Here is an 18,513-nt window from a genome sequence, read left to right on the forward strand (position 1 = left end):
AAATGAACCGTATAAAAACGGATATCTGCATCATTGGTGCAGGCTCTGGTGGATTGTCGATAGCATCGGGCGCGGTTCAGATGGGGGCTGATGTGGTTCTGATAGAAGGCCACAAAATGGGTGGCGATTGTCTGAACTATGGCTGTGTTCCCTCAAAGGCGCTGATTGCTGCTGGTAAGGCGGCGCATGCTATGGAAACCGGGGCACCTTACGGCGTGTCACCAATTACACCCAAAGTCGATTATGGCGCTGCCAAAGATCACGTTGCAAAGGTGATTGGCACGATTGCGCCACACGATTCTGTTGAAAGATTCGAAGGGCTGGGTGTGAAGGTCATTTCGGAATATGGGCAATTTATTTCGCCAACCGAAGTTCAGGCGGGCGACACTGTTATAACCGCGCGTCGTTTTGTGGTCGCGACGGGGTCATCCCCCTTTGTTCCTCCCATTCCAGGTTTGGATTCAGTTCCCTACGAAACCAATGAGACAATTTTTGAGTTGCGAGAGAAACCGAAACATTTGCTGGTTATAGGCGGTGGCCCGATTGGCATGGAAATGGCGCAGGCACATCGGCGCCTTGGTTCTGAGGTCACTGTGATTGAGGGGATGAAAGCGCTTGGCAAGGATGACCCTGAACTGGCCGAGATCGTGTTGGAAAACCTGAGGGCCGAAGGAATCGAGATTGCAGAAGATGCAATGGCCGCAGAAATACGAGGCAAAGTCGGTGCGATTGAAGTCGAGGTCAAGGATGGGCGGGTCTTTAAAGGCTCACATCTGTTAATGGCCGTAGGTCGTAAGCCAAACCTTGAAAAGCTCAAATTGGATGCTGCCGGTGTTGAAACGCATCGTGGTGGCGTCAAGGTGGACGATAGCCTTCGGACCACCAATCGGCGCGTTTATGCAGTGGGCGATGTTGCATCCCCGCTCCAGTTTACGCACGTTGCCGGGTATCATGCCGGAGTTGTAATAAAGTCGATGTTGTTCGGTCTGCCGTCGAAGGTGCGCGTAGATCACATTCCCTGGGCGACTTACACCGAGCCAGAGCTTGCGCAGGTCGGGCTGACCGAGGCGCAGGCGCGTGAAACGCATGGCGATTTGTTGGAAGTGACCCGGATTGAGTTTTCTGGCAATGACCGTGCAATCGCAGAAGGTAAAACACAGGGTTTGATCAAAGTAATGATTGTAAAGGGAAGGCCCGTTGGAGCGTCGATTGCCGGGCCGCAGGCAGGAGAGCTTATCGGAGTCTGGGCGCTGGTCATCGCGAATAAGCTCAAGATTGGTGCTGTCGCGAATATGGTTGCGCCTTATCCAACGCTGGGCGAAGTTAACAAACGTGCTGCGGGGGCATATTATACGCCGCGGCTGTTTGACAATCCGAAGGTAAAACGGATTGTCAGATTTGTTCAAAGGTGGCTGCCTTAAAAGGGCGGTGAGGGGCTGGTATGGTTCTTAATTCCCTCTCTGGGCGCTTCTTGTTGCTGACAATTTTGTTTGTCATGCTCGCTGAGGTGCTGATTTTTGTACCGTCGGTCGCGCGGTTCCGAGAGGACTATCTGCTTTTGCGTTTAGAGCGCGCGCAGATAGCGTCGCTTGCCGTTTTAGCAGACGACATGATTGATCAGGCGCTTGAGGCTGAGCTTTTGGAGAACGCAGGCGTTTTCAACGTCGTACTGCGGCGTGATGATACGCGCCAGTTGATGCTTTCGTCGCCAGTACCCGGACCAGTCTTTCAAACCTTTGATTTGCGCGATGCGGGTGCCTACGAACTTATTCGCGATGCTCTTATGCGTATTCTCGACAGACAAGACAGGGTCATTCGTGTGTTGGGTGAGCCCGTGCGGCAGGGTGGTTTGCTGATTGAGATAACAATGGCATCCGGCCCGCTGAGATCTGCAATGCTTGATTATGGTATCAATATTTTACTTTTGTCCGCAGTGATTTCCGCAATCACGGCGTCGCTGCTGTTCATGGCGGTAAGGGGCACGCTCGTCTTGCCAATCCGCCGCGTGGTTACAGCGATGCAATCCTACGCGGCATCGCCAGAAGATGCGCGTACCATCATTAATCCCAGCGCAAATATCATTGAATTGCGCGAAGCCGAAAATGCGCTTCAATCCATGCAGACGGAGCTGACCCAGTCGTTGAAACAAAAAGACAGGCTTGCGCAACTTGGTGGTGCAGTTGCAAAAGTAAGTCATGACCTGCGCAATATCTTAACCGTTGCGCAGTTAATGGTGGACCGTCTGGAAAGCAGTGATGACCCGACGGTAAAACGGTCTGCACCAAAGCTCGTCAATTCAATCTCGCGTGCCGTACACCTTTGCGAAAGCACCCTGACCTTTGGAAAGGCAGAAGAACCAGCGCCGGTTCTTTCACGGATCGATGTGGCCCAGATTGTTCGTGATGTCATAGAAGGCGAACGACTGGCTGTTGGCGAATGCGGCATACGTTTCAGCCAGGACGTTCCGGAAGGGATGGAATTGCGCGCCGATAGCGATCAGTTGCATAGGGTTCTTTCCAATCTCATCCGCAACGCGCGACAAGCGATTGTTGCAACAGGAAAAGATGGCGAGATATCTGTTCAGGCGGACGAAGATGACGGAGAATGGTTTATCACAGTTTCTGATACCGGTCCTGGGCTACCACCAAAAGCGCGTGAGCATCTGTTTACGCCTTTTCAAGGCGGCATCCGAAAGGGCGGCACTGGCCTCGGTCTTGCCATCGCGGCAGAACTTGCTCGTGGCCACGGTGGACGGCTTGATCTCTTGGCCAGTGATCACACCGGAACGAAATTTGCGATACGTATACCAAAGGGTGACAGTGCATTAGATGCAGTTTCTTCGTGAATTCGCTCTTGCATTGCGAGGCGAGCAGAGCTAAGTCACGCCGGGCGCACCGATAGCTCAGCTGGATAGAGTACCTGACTACGAATCAGGGGGCCGGGGGTTCGAATCCCTCTCGGTGCACCATAACAATCTATTAAAATATAACTATAACAATGTGTTGATGTTATTGATATATTTATTACCCACCCTTTTACCCACCCTTTGCGGTTTGTTGACTGGAGCTTTGTGTTGTTTTGCAGCATCGTGCCGGAAGTGTTGGGGCAGGGCAGCGAGTCTACTTCGCCCTACTTTAGAGTTTCACCACCAAGCCCCTAAATTCCCCTATTTTAGGGGAACTTTCTCCTTCCCCATAGACCGACTCAAAAAAGGCGTCAAAACCAAACACCCCATGAAGTGCCACTGAACAAAGCGGCCTTTCGCCCCAACCGCAGCGAAGGTCCGGATCGAGCCCAACATGTGAATTGGATTATTATGTTGTGTGCGCTCGCGGCCTAATTTTTGCTGCAACAGCTTAGATTTCTATTCGGCGGCACGGCATGAAAAGCGGTCGTTCCAAGATGCTGCTGCGACCAGAGAGCACTCAAGGACCACGCTGCGCACGAAGCTGCCAATTGGCAATTGACGCCAGACCGACGCTTCCGATCGAAACCCGTCACTCAAAGGGTGTTAAGATCCCTAGTTTCGGTTTTCTTTTTCCCGTCATTGGAACATCTTGCTGAGTTTTCAGGCCCGCATCGAACCGATTGCGGAACTGTTCAAACCCTCTCTCTAAAGGCACAAAAACATCGCGAATACTTGTTAAGAACATATAATCTATAAATAATTTTCCTGAACTGCACCACTAATTCGGCCGTCAAGAACCTGTGCCAGCGCGAAGATCTCCTCAGAATTTGCAATGAGCCGCGGAAGAAAGGGCAGAGGCGTCAGGTTTTTGATCAGAGTATACAGAGGCAACCGGCTTATGAAGAAATACTGCAAAGCCATGCGGAACCCGTGACACCAATTCCCGCGGGAAATGCAGTGCCCAGTCTCGGTTCGCAGCAGGTGGCGCGATTTTTCCAAAGTATCCTGTAAATGGTCCACACCTGCGCCCGTGGACCATGTGAAGCACAGCAATTCGGCGAGATCGCGTTGCGGAGGGCCAATCGCCGCGATTTCCCAATCGTAAAGGCACAGCCGGGGTGAGTTTCCAGTGTGGCGCAAAACAAAATTCCTCGGATTGAAGTCATTGTGGATAAGCGTACGTGGCAATAATTCGTACTGCAGCCACCAATCGGCCAGTGACCCAAGTATGGACTGATTGAGCACGCCCGCTTTGGTGCCACCAAATCGCGCGAATGTCGGGGCAGCGACCTTGGCCAACTCCTCCCAAAGCGGCAGCATCTGCAGCATTCGTTGCGCATTGGGAGTGGTCACTGGCTTGATCTGCTTTTCAAGCGTGTCTTTCTGAGCAAACCCCGCAGCATGCACGGACGCCATGCCCTCGATCACATCTGTAAACTCAGGATCTGTTGAGCGAATCCAGCTTCTATTTTCGTTGCAATCAGCGGCAGGAAGATATTCCATGACCAGACAAGACTGCTCCAGCGCGCCCAGCCCATCCGTGGCACCAACTTGAGGCAAGAACTTGCGCAGGCCGACAGGCGGATTTTCATAGAAAGCTCTCTCTCTCAGGCCACACTGCTCAAGCTCGAACGGATCACCGAACCGGCGAAACAATTCGCCCAGTTTCGGTGACACCGTCGAAGCCAGAACCGCGCTTTGATCGCGCAGAACGCCCGGTTGCGCCGCGACCTTGACCACCTGCCGGGCGCCGCCCGACGTACCGCCAAAAACCCACACGCCCGCGCTTTGCTGCTTCTGCGTCGCGGCAAGCTGGTTCATGATACCACTCTGTTTTCCGATGCGGCGCGCATTATTTGCGGCCAGAAACGCTTTGACCTCAAGCGCGTCAGCCGCGTCGCGATGCGCCGGGCCGCGTTCAGGCAGCACACCGGCCCGGCGCAGATCCCGGAAGTATCCATACAACACGTCGATATTGATGTCCGGGGCTTCGATCCCCAGCCCTGCCAGCAGGCCCACCGTCTGATCGCCGTCAACAGTGGTATAGCTGTCGGCCAGATAGGCCTCGAACGGTCGAACCCATGCGCTCTCACCCGCACGTGGCGGGCGCCCAGCAAAGTACTGTCGTTGCGAATACAGCATCAGGCCGCGCGCCACCGCGTCCCCAAACAGGCTTTGGATCCAGGCATCTGTTGCAACGCGTCTGACGCGATAGCCATGCAGGTTGATCCAGGTCAGCAGATTTTCCCAGCTGTGCGCGTTTCCTTGCTTGAGGTTGAGTACCTGCCAGGTTTGCCGGCCCTGCGGTACATCCGTGAGAACCTGCGCCACGTAGTCGACCGGCGTGATGTCAAAAATCCAATCCGTGTCGGGGCCTTGCCCGGTAACGATGCTGGCCTCAAGCAGAGCGGCAAAGATATCGCTGGGATTGGAGTGGCCGCTGATCGAATGGCCCGAAATGAGCGGCGGTCTGACCACGGTGACCGGAACGCCGCGGTCTGCGCATTGGTGCAACAGGCTTTCCGCCACGGCTTTCGATCTGGCATAGCCCAGCGGCATGTCGGCGATATGCGGAAGCACGGGGGTGTATTCCGACATCTCACCATGCGGGGTGTTGAACATACACACCGCAATGCTGGATGAAAAGACAATACGCTTGCGACGTGCCGTACACGCGAACCGGATCATGTGCCGGACGCCTTCGACATTGACCCGCCGAAGCCTGCCGTAATCGCGCACCCAATCCACCGCCGCCGAGCAATGATAAATTGCCGCCACCGCGTTTGCGCACGCCTGATAGGTCACGGGATCAAGACCGAAATCATCCTGTCCCACATCTCCCTCGAGGATCTGCACGCGGTCGCCGTAATCCCCCAGATCAATGTCGATTTCCGCAAGGATCGCCTTTACCCGATCTTGCGCTGTTTGATCTGCTTTGCTGCGGGCCAGCAGGATGAGATCCTGGTCAGTATGCTGCAACAGACGGGCGACAACATACCTGCCGAGGAACCCGGTCGCACCGGTGATCAAGGCTGTGTTGGATGGCCCGGAGGCGATGTCAGGTGGTGGGTAGATGTCTGCGTCGAGGACTGCGTCCGCGTGAATCTGCTCAAGACTGCTTAGCATGTGGACCCTCAGCTCCGGCTTCAATTCGGTTTTTCCAGTGCACATACATGTTGCGTACCTCTTCTTTGTTTTGTGCGGCGTCTTCTGGTCGCCAGTGCGCAGTGTCGATCACGTCGCCAACCCAGATGCGCACAACCCCCGGCCCGGCATTCCAGCCAAAACCGGGGTTTGCATCACCGGTGATGTCGATGAACAACGGGCGCATGGGGGCCTGCAGCGCGGCGGCGAGGTGGAATGCCCCCTTGTTGAACGCCCCGATTTCACCGCTTACCACGCGCACCCCTTCGGGGCTGAGTGCCACGGACTGCCCCGTGCGTTTCAGCGTCTCGCAGGCATTGTGAAAGATTTGCGCGCGCTTTTCCGGGTAGTGCTGTCTGACGGTCCAGAAAATCCCGGTCAGGTAGCCCAAAATGGCAAACATCGGATTTTTCCGAAGAAACCCGGACAGAAAGAAACGCGTATTTGGCAGCCCAAGCGCGGACAGCGCAAAGATATCGATTGTCGAAGTGTGATTGAACACGAACACCGTTTGCCGGTCAGGCACAGGCAACGCGGGAATGACCTCCAACCGCAATCTCCAAAACCAAAGGATTACACGCCCGCATGGCGCAAGAAACCAGACAAAGTTCTTGCGCAGGAATATCCCCACCGTAAGGATTGTGAACCCCAGCATCAGGATGGCAAAGACCGCCAGTACCAACAGCGTCAGCACAACACGCATGTAAAAGACAAACTTGCCCATCATGCCTGCTCGCACACGACGGTCTGCATCGCGAGGTTCAGTCGCTTTTCAAACAGAAAGACAGGCAATGTCAGCACCTGTCCCAGAAAATAGGGATAGATCACTGAGTTGAAGTTCAGCCCCTTGCCTTTCTGGACTTTGAAAACCGACCCGAGGAAGAAATAGAAATAGGCCGGGAACGCGCCATAGCTGTGATGCAACGTCGACCGAAGGCCCGCTACGTTCAAAAGGGTGTTCAGATGTGCCTTGTCCAGCAGCATGGTGTGCTGGGGCGCCTGAAGACCGGGCCAGCGATCCCCGAATATCCTAAACGACAGGCTGTCGAGCCGAGGCACCTCGATGACCAGTTTCCCACCCGGTGCCAGCATGTTCCGGCAGGCTTCGAGCGTCGCGCGGGGTTCATAATCGTGTTCCAGAAAGTGCCACATGGTGATCAGGTCGAACTTTTCGTCACCGAAGTCCTGCGCGCACAGCGTGCCGTGCCGGTATTCGACCCCCTCCAGCCATGGCTGCCCGGACATGTCCTTGAAATCGACGCCCGTGCAGTTGGCTCCGGTGCGCGACCGCACCATGGCCAGAAACGAACCGGCACCGCAGCCCACATCCAGAACCTTTGCGCCGGGCCCAAGATCGGCCACCTTGCCCACGATCGCCATTTTCTCGCGGTCCAGTTTGCCCATCGCCCACTCATAGAACGATGTAAGGACGCCCCAGTTCGATTTCTTGCGGTGGGCGATGTATTCTTCGTCGTAGTAGGGCTTGATAGCGTCGATTGTCAGCCGTGGGGATTGATAAACTAGCCCGCAATCGGTGCAGGTCACGAACGTGAAACGTCCCGGATTTCCACCAAGGTCGTCTTCACCCTCGATAAAGGCTGCGTTTCGCCTGCTTTCGCAAATCGGGCAGTCCGGCGTTTCCAGAGTCGCAGCGTCTGGCAGGCTGATGTGTGAATTCATGGTGTCTCCTGAAATATGGGAGCCGGGCCGCTACGCCAGCTGCTCCTCGGCAAAGGGAATGGCGTAAAGAACGGTTGCGAGAACAAGGGTCGATACCTGCGCGGGCTCTTTGGCCATCAACAAGATCAAGGCGGGGTATTTCAGCAGGACGGCTGCGGCGATGAACGCGCGATGTTTGACGCCCATCCTATAGGCCATGCCAAGCGCCAAAAGGGCGACCGCCAACGCCAGCATCGCAAGGCCTCTCACGGGGCCAAGCCAATACGCAGTCAGAACACACAGCACAGCAACAAGACAGGCAGCGATGACCCGAAATCCACTAACATGGCGCGTTTGCACAAGGCGGCGTTCGGGATGGATCGCGCTGTCATGCGCCCGATCTGCCAGATCATCCATCAGCCGGAACGCAACCAAGCCCAGTCCTGCGATCACCAGCGCACTGGCAACATGCAGCAATTGCTCGTCCGCAACGAACCACATCGCAGCGGATAACAGCCCCCAAAGCACACCGATCTTGGGGATCAAGACGCGTTCGCGCGCGTAGCCCACAAAGTCACTGAGCATGGATGCGCACCTCGCCGGTATCGGCCAGAATTTCGACCCGGTCGCCCGACTTGATTGCCGTGGTGGCACCCTGAACGCCAATTACCGCTGGGATGCCGTATTCGCGGGCAATGATCGCGCCGTGCGACAGTAACCCGCCACGTTCAATGACCAGCCCCTTGACCAGAAAGAACACCGTGGCCCATCCGGGATCGGTCTGTCGCGTCACAAGAATCTGGTCCTTCTTGATGGTTCCGATTTCCGAAACATCCAACACAACCGCAGCCGTGCCATCGGCCTGTCCTCCACAGGCCGACGTCCCGCGCAGGTTACTGGCGTCACGGTCCTGTGCCGGGGCAATAACCGCGTCCTGACGGCGAAACATCTGCCCTTTTGCAAGGGTGAAGACCGCGGGTGGCGACCACGACTGATCGTCGGCCATTTCCTGCGCGCGCGCAACAACTGTCCCGTCTACAAGCGTGCCACCCCTCAGGAGACTGGCCAGTTCATCCACACCCAGATGAAAGACGTCCTCTGGCTGCGACAGACGCCCTTGATCTATCAGCCTCTGGCCCGCCGCCAACGCTACCTGACGCAACCGGGAATAGAGCAACGCCTGTTTCATCCGCGCCCGTTCACGCAAGCCAATGGACTTTTGCGTCGCCCAAAGAACCGCGCGAAATCTTTGCCGGGGCCAGATCTCCATCGCGCCTATGGCTGCACGCGTCTTTTCCTGTCTGATCCCGGCCTGACGCAGGCTCTTTTCCATCGGTCCTGCATCGTCAGACAGCAGATAGGCGCGCAAAAGACGTAGCACGCTAATCGGGTCTTCCCACGGCGTTGGGCGGATCAGCAATAGTTCTCCGGATGACCGAAACCCCCATGTTTCAAGGTAAGCCCAGATCTTGCGCCCCGCGTCCTGCAACGCGCCACTTTGCAACTGCGTCAGTACGTCCTCGGGTGTGTCTCGACGGATCAGGTCTGCGGCCTCGGACCCTTTGAGATCTTCGGACAAGGCCCACAATGCCTCTACAGGCCGTGCGCTGGCCAGACCGGGCAAGCCCTGCAACAGCGTGTTTTCGTCAGTTTCCGACGTGTCGCGCAACAAGGACCCAAGCAACCCATAGGAAATCATCGCCGCTGCATCCGACAGCGCAGCCGGGGTCCAGTGATTGAGCCGGATATCCAGAAACCCTTCGACCAATCGGGCAAGTTCTTCAGGCGTTTTGGCGGCCAGACCGTTTGGAGTGCTGGCACGGGCATAGGCGTCGACCCTATCCTCGAAGCCTCTCAGGCGGCGCGACAAAAGACAATATTGACACAGTATCTGCAACGGCATGCGCGCCAGTTCCAGCGCCTCGCGCAACATCGGTCTGCGGGCATCGGGCGGCGGCTCCAACCCCTCAGCCCCAGTGAACGTGTTGAAATACTCCGCCAGACGTCGCCCGCCGGGCACCGCGTAGAGAAGCAAATGGATGTTGGACAGGTTGTAATAGAGCCGTCCACCATGGCAGGCGACAACTTCGTCAAACCTGTCTCCCAGCCCCGCCACACGCGACCGCGGCACGCCAAACGCCAGCGCCAGGCTGCGGAAGTAAGCGCCATAGCCCCGCGCAACAAAGCTTTGCAGCATGCGGCAAACCGGGTCAGGAAAGTTTTCGGCGATGTTGGCATTGCTCCATGACACCATTTCCCTTTCAGCGGCAGGGCCAGAGGTGGTGATCGGGCGCGATTGCAAAACCACGATCTGCCCGTCGGCATCAATGCTGAATTCGATGTCCTGCGCACAGCCAAACGCGCGCTCAAGCGCCAGACCAAGATCGCGAAGCCCGCCAGCAGCCCCCTTCAGCCTTGGGGACCACGTGGCATCCGTGTCGGCGTCGCGCTCGTGGTTATAAGATCCGTCGGTGCGGTCGATCTGTCCGGCGGCGGGCGTTATTTGCCCCGACACCAATTGCTCCCCTAAACCGTCGCAATATTCGACGATCATGTGTCCGTTCTGGGGCGCACGCGGATCAAACGTAAACAAAACCCCCGAGGCTACAGCGGCCACCTGCTCTTGGATGACCACTGCCATCCTGTCCAGCATATTGCCTTTGCGATCCGCATAGGCCAGCGCGCGCGGGTTCAACAGGGACGACCAGACCTGACAGATGGCATCGCAAACCTCGACTGCCGTGCGGCACCCCAGAACGCTGTCAAACTGCCCGGCAAAAGATGTGGAGGTTCCATCTTCGCCCACCGCAGAACTGCGCACCGCATAGACGCACCCCGGCTCAAGTGCGCAGACCACCTCATCGCGCAACGCATCCGACAACCCACCCTTCCGGATCGCGGCGCGCAGGAACTCACTGATGTCTTTTTGATCAGACCCCGCTTGTCCAAGGGCCGCAAACCGGTCTTGCATCCCCAACCGCACAAGATTGTCCTGAAGCACCTGTGCTTGCACAACAAACCCGTCGCGGGACGACAGGCCAGCGCCCATGATCCGCGCCAGATTGGCCGCCTTGTTGCCGTAGATCGCCTGATCATGCGCGGCGCTCAGGGGCAAAATCATCCCGCCGCTCACAGGGCACGCTCTTTCAGACCCAGCCGAAACATCGCGAAACTGAACAGCGCGTGCTGGCCTGTGCCCAGCGCCAGCACCCACGCCCACGTGGCCAGCGATACCGGCACGAAAAGACCTGCAACAATCAGGCAACCAATCACGGAATCAAACCGATCAAGAACCGTAGAAAACACGCGGAAGACCGACGCACGGGGCGCGGCACCGGGTGCGACGTCAAACTGACGTTTCACAAACGAGTTCGGCAGTTCCGCGAGCAGGAACGCAAACCCGCAGGCCAAGCCGAGAAGACAGTATTGCAGACCCGACAACGGCCAAATCATCGCCGGCAATGCTCCCGGCAACATTGCCCACAATCCGGCCAGTATCCAGAACGACAAGCCAGCCGCGGGTGGCAAAACCACGAACCCGGCCAGCCTTTTGTTTGCGCCAAAGATGCGGCGGCCGCGCAGGGTCAAACCACCATCGACAGGCCAGCCCATGCGCCGCGCCGCATCGCTGCGCAGCCAAATGACATGCGCCGCGCCGGGCCCCGCCATGGCAAGCACCAGAAACACCGCCCGGCAGAAATCCGTTCCCGTCATGATGACTGCGACACGCCATCAGCTTTCCCGAACAAAAATTGCGTTCCCGACAAGGCTTTGACCTCGCGCACCCAGCGGATCATGTTCACTTCGTTCGGCGGATCATACTCGATTTGGCGCAGCCGATATCCGGGCACGGCCGGATACAGATGATGCAGCTCATGCGCATCGAAATGCAGCAACATCCATGACAACCATTGCGGCAAGCGAACCGATCGGGTGAATTCTTCCTGATGCGACGGCGGAAACGGGTCGACGTGGTGCCCGTGCGACAGGTTTGTCGGCATGCCCGTGTGTTGGCTGAGGATCAGCAGGTCCTGCCCCATCAGCGACAGAAACAGCCCCGGCCCGACAAGGAACAGCAACTGGCCGAACCCGACATACCAGATCAGAATCCCGTAGCCTGCCAGTTGCGAAAGGATCATGAGTTTCAGACGCCGCTGATCTACCTTGTCAGGCAGGAACGGCGCAATCCGCGCGACCCGCCAATAGTTCTGCACCCGGTAGATGATCGAAAACAGCGGCAGCCAGAACCGCCATGCGACGTTGATGGCTCCCTTTTCAAACCCCGACAATTGGCGCGGCGTCAGGGATTCCGTCGTTGCATCCAGATCCTGCCATCCGGTGAACCGGTGGTGCCGATTGTGAACCGGCAGCCACGTCGCATAAGGGATCAATGCGCAAAACCCGGAAAGGACGCCGACAAAGTCGTTCATACGCCGGCTGTAAAACATCGTCCGATGCCCCGCCTCGTGCAGAATAACGAAGGATTGCGCGAACCCGACCGCCAGCAAGACCTGCCCGGCAAGATAGGTCAGCAAACCGCCGCCCGAGGCCGCCAGCAGCACACCTGCGACGAAGATTGCAAAGTTCAGACCGACATGGACCCAGCCCATGCGATCAATCGGATTCAACTGCCGATACAGGGACGCATGCGGTGCCATCAGACAAAACTCCATTTCATCGAAATTGCATTCCAGGACCATAAACTTACGAACAGAACTGCCAGAACAGCGAACAAAACATAAAAGACACCGCGCGGCTTGGGCACCGTGACAGGCGTGATAAACAAAACCGCAAGGCTCAGGAAAACTGCGCCAAGGACAAACTGGAACGCCGTTGGCCCCATGAACAACATCGGAAACAAGACCACGGGGAGCACAAGCGCCGCATAGGTCACTGGGAGGCCAAGATGACTGTCCACCGCGCCATGTCCCGTCCCGACATCTGTGTTGAAATGCGCCAGCCGCACAAGACCCGCCAGCATGAATAATACGATGCAGACAATCGCCCAAAGACTGCCGCCGGAAATCGCAAAGCCAATCACTGCCGGCGCCGCCACAAACGACACAACATCAACAACCGTATCAAGCTGAACGCCAAAAGCCTTTTCAAAGTCGTTCAGATCAAGTTTGCGAGCAACGTAGCCATCGAAAAGATCCGCGAGCCCAGCCAGTATGAGCGCAACGAGTGACAAGCTGATCAGTTCCGATACTGAGAAGCAGATCGAAAGACAGCTCGCAAACGCTCCGAACATAGTGATCAGGCAGGCAGGGTTGTAAACCCCGTGAACGGTCTGAAGTTTGGCCACCTCAAGGCAAGAAATTTAAGAAGTTTGATCGTCGGTCAGTCAATTGTGGATCTCCTGTCCAAAGCGAAAACAATATACTTGTTTCAGCAACTACAAGCTAACGTGACCCAAAGCCACATTTCTATAGACAATAAACAAGGCCGCAGCACAAGTAATGTATTCATTACCTTTTTTGCCTTGGTACGCTGCCCCTCAGTAAGACCTTTCGGACGGAACTGGGCCATGGTCTCAAACTGCACCGATGGGTGGCGGATTCAATGGGTGGTTTCGTTTGGTCGCTTTTGACGGGCCTGAACGACTGCTTCGGTGACGTGAGCCGAGATGTGGCGAAACATGTGCCGCAGGTACGAACGGATGCTGCGTCAGCGAAGTCGGGAAAACGAATGACCGGAAAGTCCCGCATAGCGGTTGTTAGACCGTGATGCCGCGAACGACTGTTCTGAGCCCAATGCGACAGATGCTGCGCGGTCGACGAATGGCGGCTTTGGCACGCATCGAGCAAGGTTTTCAGACGCCTTTGCCGAGATTTGATGCCTCAACTGATCTACTTATCGCGAATTGGGTAGCCGCCGTGGTTTTCAGCTCATTTTACAGGTCTGGGCGTCTTGGTGCTCCGAAAATCGGAACAAATATCTGCTCCATAGCTCTCCAAAACTTGATCTTGTCCAACGCTGGATTCACCCAAGGGGTCAGGACGCAATAGTTGGTTAGATGCGGTTCTGTGTGATGACGCCAATGGTGACGCGCATTCTGAATGATCCCAATTCTTTGTAACCATTTCACTGCTGGAGGCAGCCGCGCCGTGGGCGTATGACAGAATCGGTGAACCTGTTGGTTCCACGCACCAAAAAAGCCCATGACATACACTTTCCAGGTTAGCGCATCTAAAACCCAGCAAGCAGCGAACACTGACAGAACCGCGATCACAATGGTGATGTTGTTGATGTACCAGGGTATCTTCAACATTTGCCCGGGCGTGTCATGATGAACTTCGTTCGGTTGGACAAATAGGCGCCCCCAGATCGGCGCCTCCGCAGAACCCAAAGTGTCTTCTGCCCAGTGAAAAATGCCGCCAATGAAATCGGCTAATAAATAGAGCGCAAATACTTGTGCGACTATCAAAAATAGGTTTGAGAAAACGCTTGCGAGCATAGATTGTTCCTCCAGGTTTGTTTCATAGGGTTTCCGCTAAGACACGACCAACTGATCAGTAAACCAGTCGTTTGGGTGTAACGGCGTTGGCATGGCCATGAACTTGGCCACCGCCAATCGGTGTTAGGCTTGCTGGTAGATTGAGGTCAGGCGAAGCCGACCTGACGGTATGCGGGATGACCCTCTGGTTTGACCCACCACATCAGCACCAGACCGATCAGAAAGAGCACGACCAGCGGCGTGATGCCAAGCTGCTGGCTGCCTGTCGCGCTGGTTACGATGCCAATCGACAGCGGCGCGATGAACGAAGTTGCCTTGCCTGACAGAGCGTAAAGCCCAAAGCCCTCTGTCATGCGAGTCGGATCAGCCTGGTGCACCAGCATTGTTCTACTGGAGGATTGCAGTGCGCCTGCTGCCGCACCGATGACGGCCCCAAGACAGTAGAATGCGATGGTGGGCGCGGATGAACCTTCTTGGACAGCAAAGCCAAAGACCGATGTCGGCGTTACAAAAATGATCCCAATGGCGACGGCCGTCAGAAGTACAATACAGATCGTGATCACTGGCTTGGAACCGAACGCGGTGTCTACACGACCGCCGATCCATGCGAAGAGAGCGCTGACAACGATGGTTGTGATGCCAAAGAGGCCTGTGTCTTGCACACTCCAGCCCAGCACACCCGCTGCATAAATACCTCCAAAAACCCAAATTCCATTCAGCGCATCGCGGTAGAACATCGACGAGGCCAAATACGCAAAAAGGCTGGGTTGACTGGGAAGCTGACGAATGGTGCGACCTACACCAATAATTGCGGCCTTGACGGCACCGGGTGCGGCGCGAACGGGGCGCGGTTCCCGGACAAAAAGAACAAAAGGGATCATAAAGATCAAATACCAGAGCGCTGTGAACGGTCCCACAAACCGAGTGCCTTCGCGCATTTCAGGGTCCAACCCAAAAGCTGGTGCGAGTCCCAGGATGGTACGACCGGTTTCCGCCCCTTCTGCAAAGAAAACAAGAAAGATGACCAGCGCCCCAAGCCCACCCAGATAGCCGAACGCCCAACCGTCTCCGGATATGCGCCCGATTTCTTCTTTGGTGCCAAGATCCGGCAGCATGGCATTGGTGAAGATGGTGGCGAATTCCATGCCAATTAGCCCGAGCGCAAATAGGCAAATCGTAAGCAAAAGATTGAAATTATCGGGCGCCGCAAACCACAATCCGGCACTACCAACGAGGTACATTGCCGAGAATATCCAAATCCATCGAATACGCGTTCCTGACGTGTCAGCGATGGCACCCAGAATGGGCCCGAGCAGGGCCATCACCACACCGGCAGCGCCGATGCCAAATCCCCAGGCGGCCTGTGCCTCGGTGCCACTGCCAAGCATTTCTTTGACATATGGCCCGAAAATGAAGGTCAGCAGGAGCGTATTGTAAGGCTGGCTGGCCCAATCAAAGAAGAACCAGCCCCAGATCTTGCGGCGCGCGCTTTTGGCGGACATCGTGATGTCTCCTTTTGCGGATATCTTGGTGATGGTCGGCTCGGCGATTTAGCCAACAAGCCACGATCGAGAGAAAGGGGCCAGCATGCGCTAGGCCGATCTTACATTCCTGGGACGCGAATAGACAGACTGTTCAGATCGCTCATGTCTGGTTCGTATTGGATACGATCAGACGACACGGTGCCATGGTCAGTCTCGGCGCACCCCATAAGGCCAGCGCAAAGAGCCGAAAGAAGAAACACGGTCTTCACTTTAGGCGCGACAACGTCCCGATGACGACGCGCGGGAATTCCGCTGTTTTGGATGCGGTGGCCGGTGTTGGTATATTTTTCGATTTGCATGATGCTCTCCATTAATTGAACTGTGTTCAGTATTCATACACAATTCTGAACGCCGGTCAATATTTATTTTGAACGCTGATCAAAATACCAATTTGGAACCCAAAGGTGGGGCGCTCAGGCTCTGTTCTTTAAATCACGTTTCGTTTGGGGGTTCGTTTGTTGGGTCAGCGACTGTGTGTTCTGCACGGAACGCCTCGGCAAGTGCAGTCAGTTTCTCAACTATGATGTCACGTTTCCTGATCAGAGTATCGTTCTGCCGTGTCGTGGCCCGAAAGAACCTCCATGCACGCGCATCAGCGAAAACTGCGGAAAGAACTTCGATAAATGTCAGTGTCACCTTGCCTGTAACGGGGGCTAAACCCAGCAGCGTAACCCCCGCGGCCCAGCCCAATGTCGATCCCCAATACCCGGCTGCCAACCTGCCTGCAACGAGCGCGGCAATTGCCCAGAATGCGGGGAAGATGAAGAGACCGGCAAAGATCGACCAAGTTGATCTTTTATCCAAATCCCGCCGACGGCTCATGGCGAGCAGAACACGATAGGGCACCCAATTCAGCACAAGACCGACGAAGGCAGGCGGCACGCGGACAACCAGTGAAAGAAGCGGCTGAACTATGAACTGCATCTTAGACCCGGTTAGGCGGCCCGCCGCCACTTGATCGTCCTGCAGCCCCGTCGCACGAAGCATTCGGTCGTATTCGATCAGATCATTTCGCAGCGCAGCAGTCTTTTCGGGGTGCAATTGCCGGGCCCAAACGTAACCTTCTCTGAGGGCACGTCGACTGGCAGTCGTGTCAGCTAAACCCCGTTGGCTCGAACCTTCCGGTTTGGACTGCGCCAACATTTCGGCTGCGCGTCCGATCAGATGAGCCTCCTCCCATGTTTCGTGCATTGGGGTAATGGACTCCAGACCCCTGCGGAACTGTTCAGTCAAATCCTTTGCAGAGGAGGTTCGTGTCGCACTTTTGGACGAACTAAATCGGTCAACGTGATCAGCGTTGACTTCGATTAAATCACCGATTTCCACTAGAACGCGCGAGCGGAATTTATTCTTTGCGTCGAAGGTCAAACACACCGGAACAATTTTAACGCCAAGCGGGCCATGGTTCGCCTCGGCCTCCAGCGCAATACGGGCCGCACCACTTTTCAGAGGCAGCACATGAGGTTCGTTATGGCTGATCCCTTCCGGGAATATCGCGAGAATACCGCCTGCCGCCAGCAATTCGGTCGCCTTTGAAAATGAATCGGTGAGCGAGCCTTCTTCGTGGCGCCCGTCCTGTCTTCGGTAGACCGGAACAGCGCCAGCGGCGTTCAGAAGAGGTATTATAGGTTTGAAATCCCAAACTGTGCTGGCCGCGAGGAACCGGGGCATTCTTGGCAAAAAGGTCGTGATGATTGCGCCGTCTACGAGGCTATTGAAGTGATTTGCCACCACAATTACGGGGCCAGTAACTGGAAAACGGTCGATTCCGACAACTTCTATTTTGCGAAAAAATGAGCCCAGCGTTATTCGCCCAAGGCTCCTAAGAAAGGCATCGGTTCTGGGTCTTGGTAAGGCTATCCCCGCCCTCGGCTCCACGGTCGTAGCGTTCGAATTATAGCGTTTGGCGTTCAATTTAGATCACGAATTGGACGCCAAACGCACGTGACATTGATGGGGATTGCGCGTTTCTCCACATCTTCTGATCCAAATGCTGGGCTAAACGCTTTAGTTGCGCCGGTCTTTTGTCCGGATCTCGGTTCTCTCCGCTCGGCGGGAATTCCAAGGTTCATTTCGATCGCTTCGGAGTCGCCGTGCCTGATTTTGATATCAGCCCAAGGACATAGTGCTCGACAAGGTCCTCAGCCAACAGTTTCCTGTTAGCGCTTCCTTTTATCAAGAATTTAGCAGAATCTGGAATTGCCGATATGCCCAGAAGAGACGCCCACAAAACACGAACGGCGAATTTTATCTCCAGATCACTCTTATCGACAAGTGCTGGCGAAATCACCTTTGCAACACCGTCGATGACTGAGTCGAGTGCGTCCGTGTAGTAATCTGGTTGATCGAAATCCTGACGCATCGCGTGTTCGATATTTGCGGCCCATAGCCTGGGGTGCTTCTGTTGAAAGTCCATGTAGACATGTAGAACCGCTTTAACGTCAGTCAACACCTCGCCAGTCGACCCGATCTTATTCAACTCCAAGCTCAAGACCCGCATCGTTCGTGTGTTTACATGCGCTATCAGGTCATCAAGGTCGCTGAACACATTGTATACAGAGCCGGAGGAGTAACCGACCCGTGACGCAATCTTTCGTGCGGTCAGGCCTCCTAGGCCTTCCTCCGTGATGATCCGAGTGCTGGCGTCGACAAGGAGTTCGGACAGCTCGTCCCGAGTATGATCGGATCTTCGTCCCATTCAAGCCCCGCAATTCCCTTTTTGAACACGATTCAGTTTATAGAGATGTTTGCCACGATTCAAGTTGCGGAATTGACTCGGAATGAGTTTGGACGGCGTTTAG

15 protein-coding genes and 1 tRNA gene are annotated in these 18,513 nt (G+C 55.7%); 3 read left to right on the plus strand and 13 right to left on the minus strand.

Annotated elements, in window-relative coordinates:
- The first annotated feature begins 2 nt into the window (after window positions 1-2).
- The 3 genes from MWU63_RS02535 to MWU63_RS02545 all read left to right on the plus strand — a co-directional run bounded on the left by MWU63_RS02535 (window position 3) and on the right by MWU63_RS02545 (window position 2,968).
- On the plus strand, window positions 3-1,421 hold the full coding sequence (locus MWU63_RS02535; protein WP_213887253.1) for an FAD-dependent oxidoreductase: 1,419 nt from the start codon (window positions 3-5) through the stop codon (window positions 1,419-1,421).
- Between the two features lie 20 nt (window positions 1,422-1,441).
- Entirely contained in the window at window positions 1,442-2,845 is a 1,404-nt protein-coding gene (locus tag MWU63_RS02540; protein WP_213887254.1) for a HAMP domain-containing sensor histidine kinase, read from the plus strand.
- Window positions 2,846-2,891: 46 nt separating this feature from the next.
- Window positions 2,892-2,968: transfer RNA gene (locus MWU63_RS02545), tRNA-Arg, on the plus strand.
- Window positions 2,969-3,658: 690 nt separating this feature from the next.
- Here the strand turns inward: MWU63_RS02545 and MWU63_RS02550 are convergent.
- The 13 genes from MWU63_RS02550 to MWU63_RS02610 form a co-directional block, all read right to left on the minus strand.
- On the minus strand, window positions 3,659-6,034 hold the full coding sequence (locus tag MWU63_RS02550; protein ID WP_247076870.1) for a thioester reductase domain-containing protein: 2,376 nt from the start codon (window positions 6,032-6,034) through the stop codon (window positions 3,659-3,661).
- Window positions 6,018-6,779, minus strand: coding sequence for a lysophospholipid acyltransferase family protein (locus tag MWU63_RS02555; RefSeq protein WP_247076872.1), 762 nt, complete (start codon window positions 6,777-6,779; stop codon window positions 6,018-6,020). Before MWU63_RS02555 ends, MWU63_RS02550 begins: the two co-directional genes overlap by 17 nt.
- Window positions 6,776-7,732 (minus strand): class I SAM-dependent methyltransferase, encoded by a 957-nt coding sequence (locus MWU63_RS02560; protein ID WP_247076874.1) that lies wholly within the window; start codon window positions 7,730-7,732, stop codon window positions 6,776-6,778. The genes MWU63_RS02555 and MWU63_RS02560 overlap by 4 nt, the downstream gene beginning before the upstream one ends.
- Before the next feature lie 30 nt (window positions 7,733-7,762).
- The gene (locus MWU63_RS02565; protein WP_247076876.1) at window positions 7,763-8,296 is read right to left on the minus strand and encodes a hypothetical protein; all 534 of its coding nucleotides are present in this window, start codon (window positions 8,294-8,296) and stop codon (window positions 7,763-7,765) included.
- The gene (locus MWU63_RS02570) at window positions 8,286-10,832 is read right to left on the minus strand and encodes a PEP/pyruvate-binding domain-containing protein (protein ID WP_247076878.1); all 2,547 of its coding nucleotides are present in this window, start codon (window positions 10,830-10,832) and stop codon (window positions 8,286-8,288) included. The genes MWU63_RS02565 and MWU63_RS02570 overlap by 11 nt, the downstream gene beginning before the upstream one ends.
- A gap of 8 nt (window positions 10,833-10,840) precedes the next feature.
- Window positions 10,841-11,425, minus strand: coding sequence for a CDP-archaeol synthase (locus tag MWU63_RS02575; RefSeq protein WP_247076879.1), 585 nt, complete (start codon window positions 11,423-11,425; stop codon window positions 10,841-10,843).
- Window positions 11,422-12,369, minus strand: a complete 948-nt coding sequence (locus MWU63_RS02580) for a fatty acid desaturase (protein ID WP_247076881.1) — start codon at window positions 12,367-12,369, stop codon at window positions 11,422-11,424. The genes MWU63_RS02575 and MWU63_RS02580 overlap by 4 nt, the downstream gene beginning before the upstream one ends.
- The gene (locus tag MWU63_RS02585; protein ID WP_247076883.1) at window positions 12,369-13,016 is read right to left on the minus strand and encodes a CDP-alcohol phosphatidyltransferase family protein; all 648 of its coding nucleotides are present in this window, start codon (window positions 13,014-13,016) and stop codon (window positions 12,369-12,371) included. Before MWU63_RS02585 ends, MWU63_RS02580 begins: the two co-directional genes overlap by 1 nt.
- 588 nt (window positions 13,017-13,604) lie before the next feature.
- Window positions 13,605-14,168 (minus strand): fatty acid desaturase family protein, encoded by a 564-nt coding sequence (locus MWU63_RS02590; protein ID WP_247076885.1) that lies wholly within the window; start codon window positions 14,166-14,168, stop codon window positions 13,605-13,607.
- Window positions 14,169-14,314: 146 nt separating this feature from the next.
- Window positions 14,315-15,670 carry an MFS transporter gene (locus MWU63_RS02595; RefSeq protein ID WP_247076887.1) on the minus strand — a complete coding sequence of 452 codons (1,356 nt, stop codon included), beginning with the start codon at window positions 15,668-15,670 and terminating at the stop codon, window positions 14,315-14,317.
- A gap of 101 nt (window positions 15,671-15,771) precedes the next feature.
- On the minus strand, window positions 15,772-16,011 hold the full coding sequence (locus MWU63_RS02600; protein ID WP_247076890.1) for a hypothetical protein: 240 nt from the start codon (window positions 16,009-16,011) through the stop codon (window positions 15,772-15,774).
- Between the two features lie 133 nt (window positions 16,012-16,144).
- On the minus strand, window positions 16,145-17,590 hold the full coding sequence (locus MWU63_RS02605; RefSeq protein ID WP_348646211.1) for a lysophospholipid acyltransferase family protein: 1,446 nt from the start codon (window positions 17,588-17,590) through the stop codon (window positions 16,145-16,147).
- A 190-nt stretch (window positions 17,591-17,780) separates the two neighbouring features.
- A complete protein-coding gene (locus tag MWU63_RS02610; RefSeq protein WP_247076894.1) occupies window positions 17,781-18,410 on the minus strand; it encodes a TetR/AcrR family transcriptional regulator in 630 nt (209 codons plus the stop codon).
- Window positions 18,411-18,513 lie beyond the last annotated feature (103 nt).

The organism is Pseudohalocynthiibacter sp. F2068 (assembly GCF_023015645.1).
Taxonomy (GTDB): domain Bacteria; phylum Pseudomonadota; class Alphaproteobacteria; order Rhodobacterales; family Rhodobacteraceae; genus Pseudohalocynthiibacter; species Pseudohalocynthiibacter aestuariivivens.

What these genes read in the sequence shown, in the direction of transcription:
- MWU63_RS02535 (WP_213887253.1), top strand. Translation starts at nt 3, where the DNA reads ATGAACCGTATAAAAACGGATATCTGCATCATTGGTGCAGGCTCTGGT.
- MWU63_RS02540 (WP_213887254.1), top strand. Translation starts at nt 1,442, where the DNA reads ATGGTTCTTAATTCCCTCTCTGGGCGCTTCTTGTTGCTGACAATTTTG.
- MWU63_RS02550 (WP_247076870.1), bottom strand. Translation starts at nt 6,034, where the DNA reads ATGCTAAGCAGTCTTGAGCAGATTCACGCGGACGCAGTCCTCGACGCA.
- MWU63_RS02555 (WP_247076872.1), bottom strand. Translation starts at nt 6,779, where the DNA reads ATGATGGGCAAGTTTGTCTTTTACATGCGTGTTGTGCTGACGCTGTTG.
- MWU63_RS02560 (WP_247076874.1), bottom strand. Translation starts at nt 7,732, where the DNA reads ATGAATTCACACATCAGCCTGCCAGACGCTGCGACTCTGGAAACGCCG.
- MWU63_RS02565 (WP_247076876.1), bottom strand. Translation starts at nt 8,296, where the DNA reads ATGCTCAGTGACTTTGTGGGCTACGCGCGCGAACGCGTCTTGATCCCC.
- MWU63_RS02570 (WP_247076878.1), bottom strand. Translation starts at nt 10,832, where the DNA reads ATGATTTTGCCCCTGAGCGCCGCGCATGATCAGGCGATCTACGGCAAC.
- MWU63_RS02575 (WP_247076879.1), bottom strand. Translation starts at nt 11,425, where the DNA reads ATGACGGGAACGGATTTCTGCCGGGCGGTGTTTCTGGTGCTTGCCATG.
- MWU63_RS02580 (WP_247076881.1), bottom strand. Translation starts at nt 12,369, where the DNA reads ATGGCACCGCATGCGTCCCTGTATCGGCAGTTGAATCCGATTGATCGC.
- MWU63_RS02590 (WP_247076885.1), bottom strand. Translation starts at nt 14,168, where the DNA reads ATGCTCGCAAGCGTTTTCTCAAACCTATTTTTGATAGTCGCACAAGTA.
- MWU63_RS02595 (WP_247076887.1), bottom strand. Translation starts at nt 15,670, where the DNA reads ATGTCCGCCAAAAGCGCGCGCCGCAAGATCTGGGGCTGGTTCTTCTTT.
- MWU63_RS02600 (WP_247076890.1), bottom strand. Translation starts at nt 16,011, where the DNA reads ATGCAAATCGAAAAATATACCAACACCGGCCACCGCATCCAAAACAGC.
- MWU63_RS02610 (WP_247076894.1), bottom strand. Translation starts at nt 18,410, where the DNA reads ATGGGACGAAGATCCGATCATACTCGGGACGAGCTGTCCGAACTCCTT.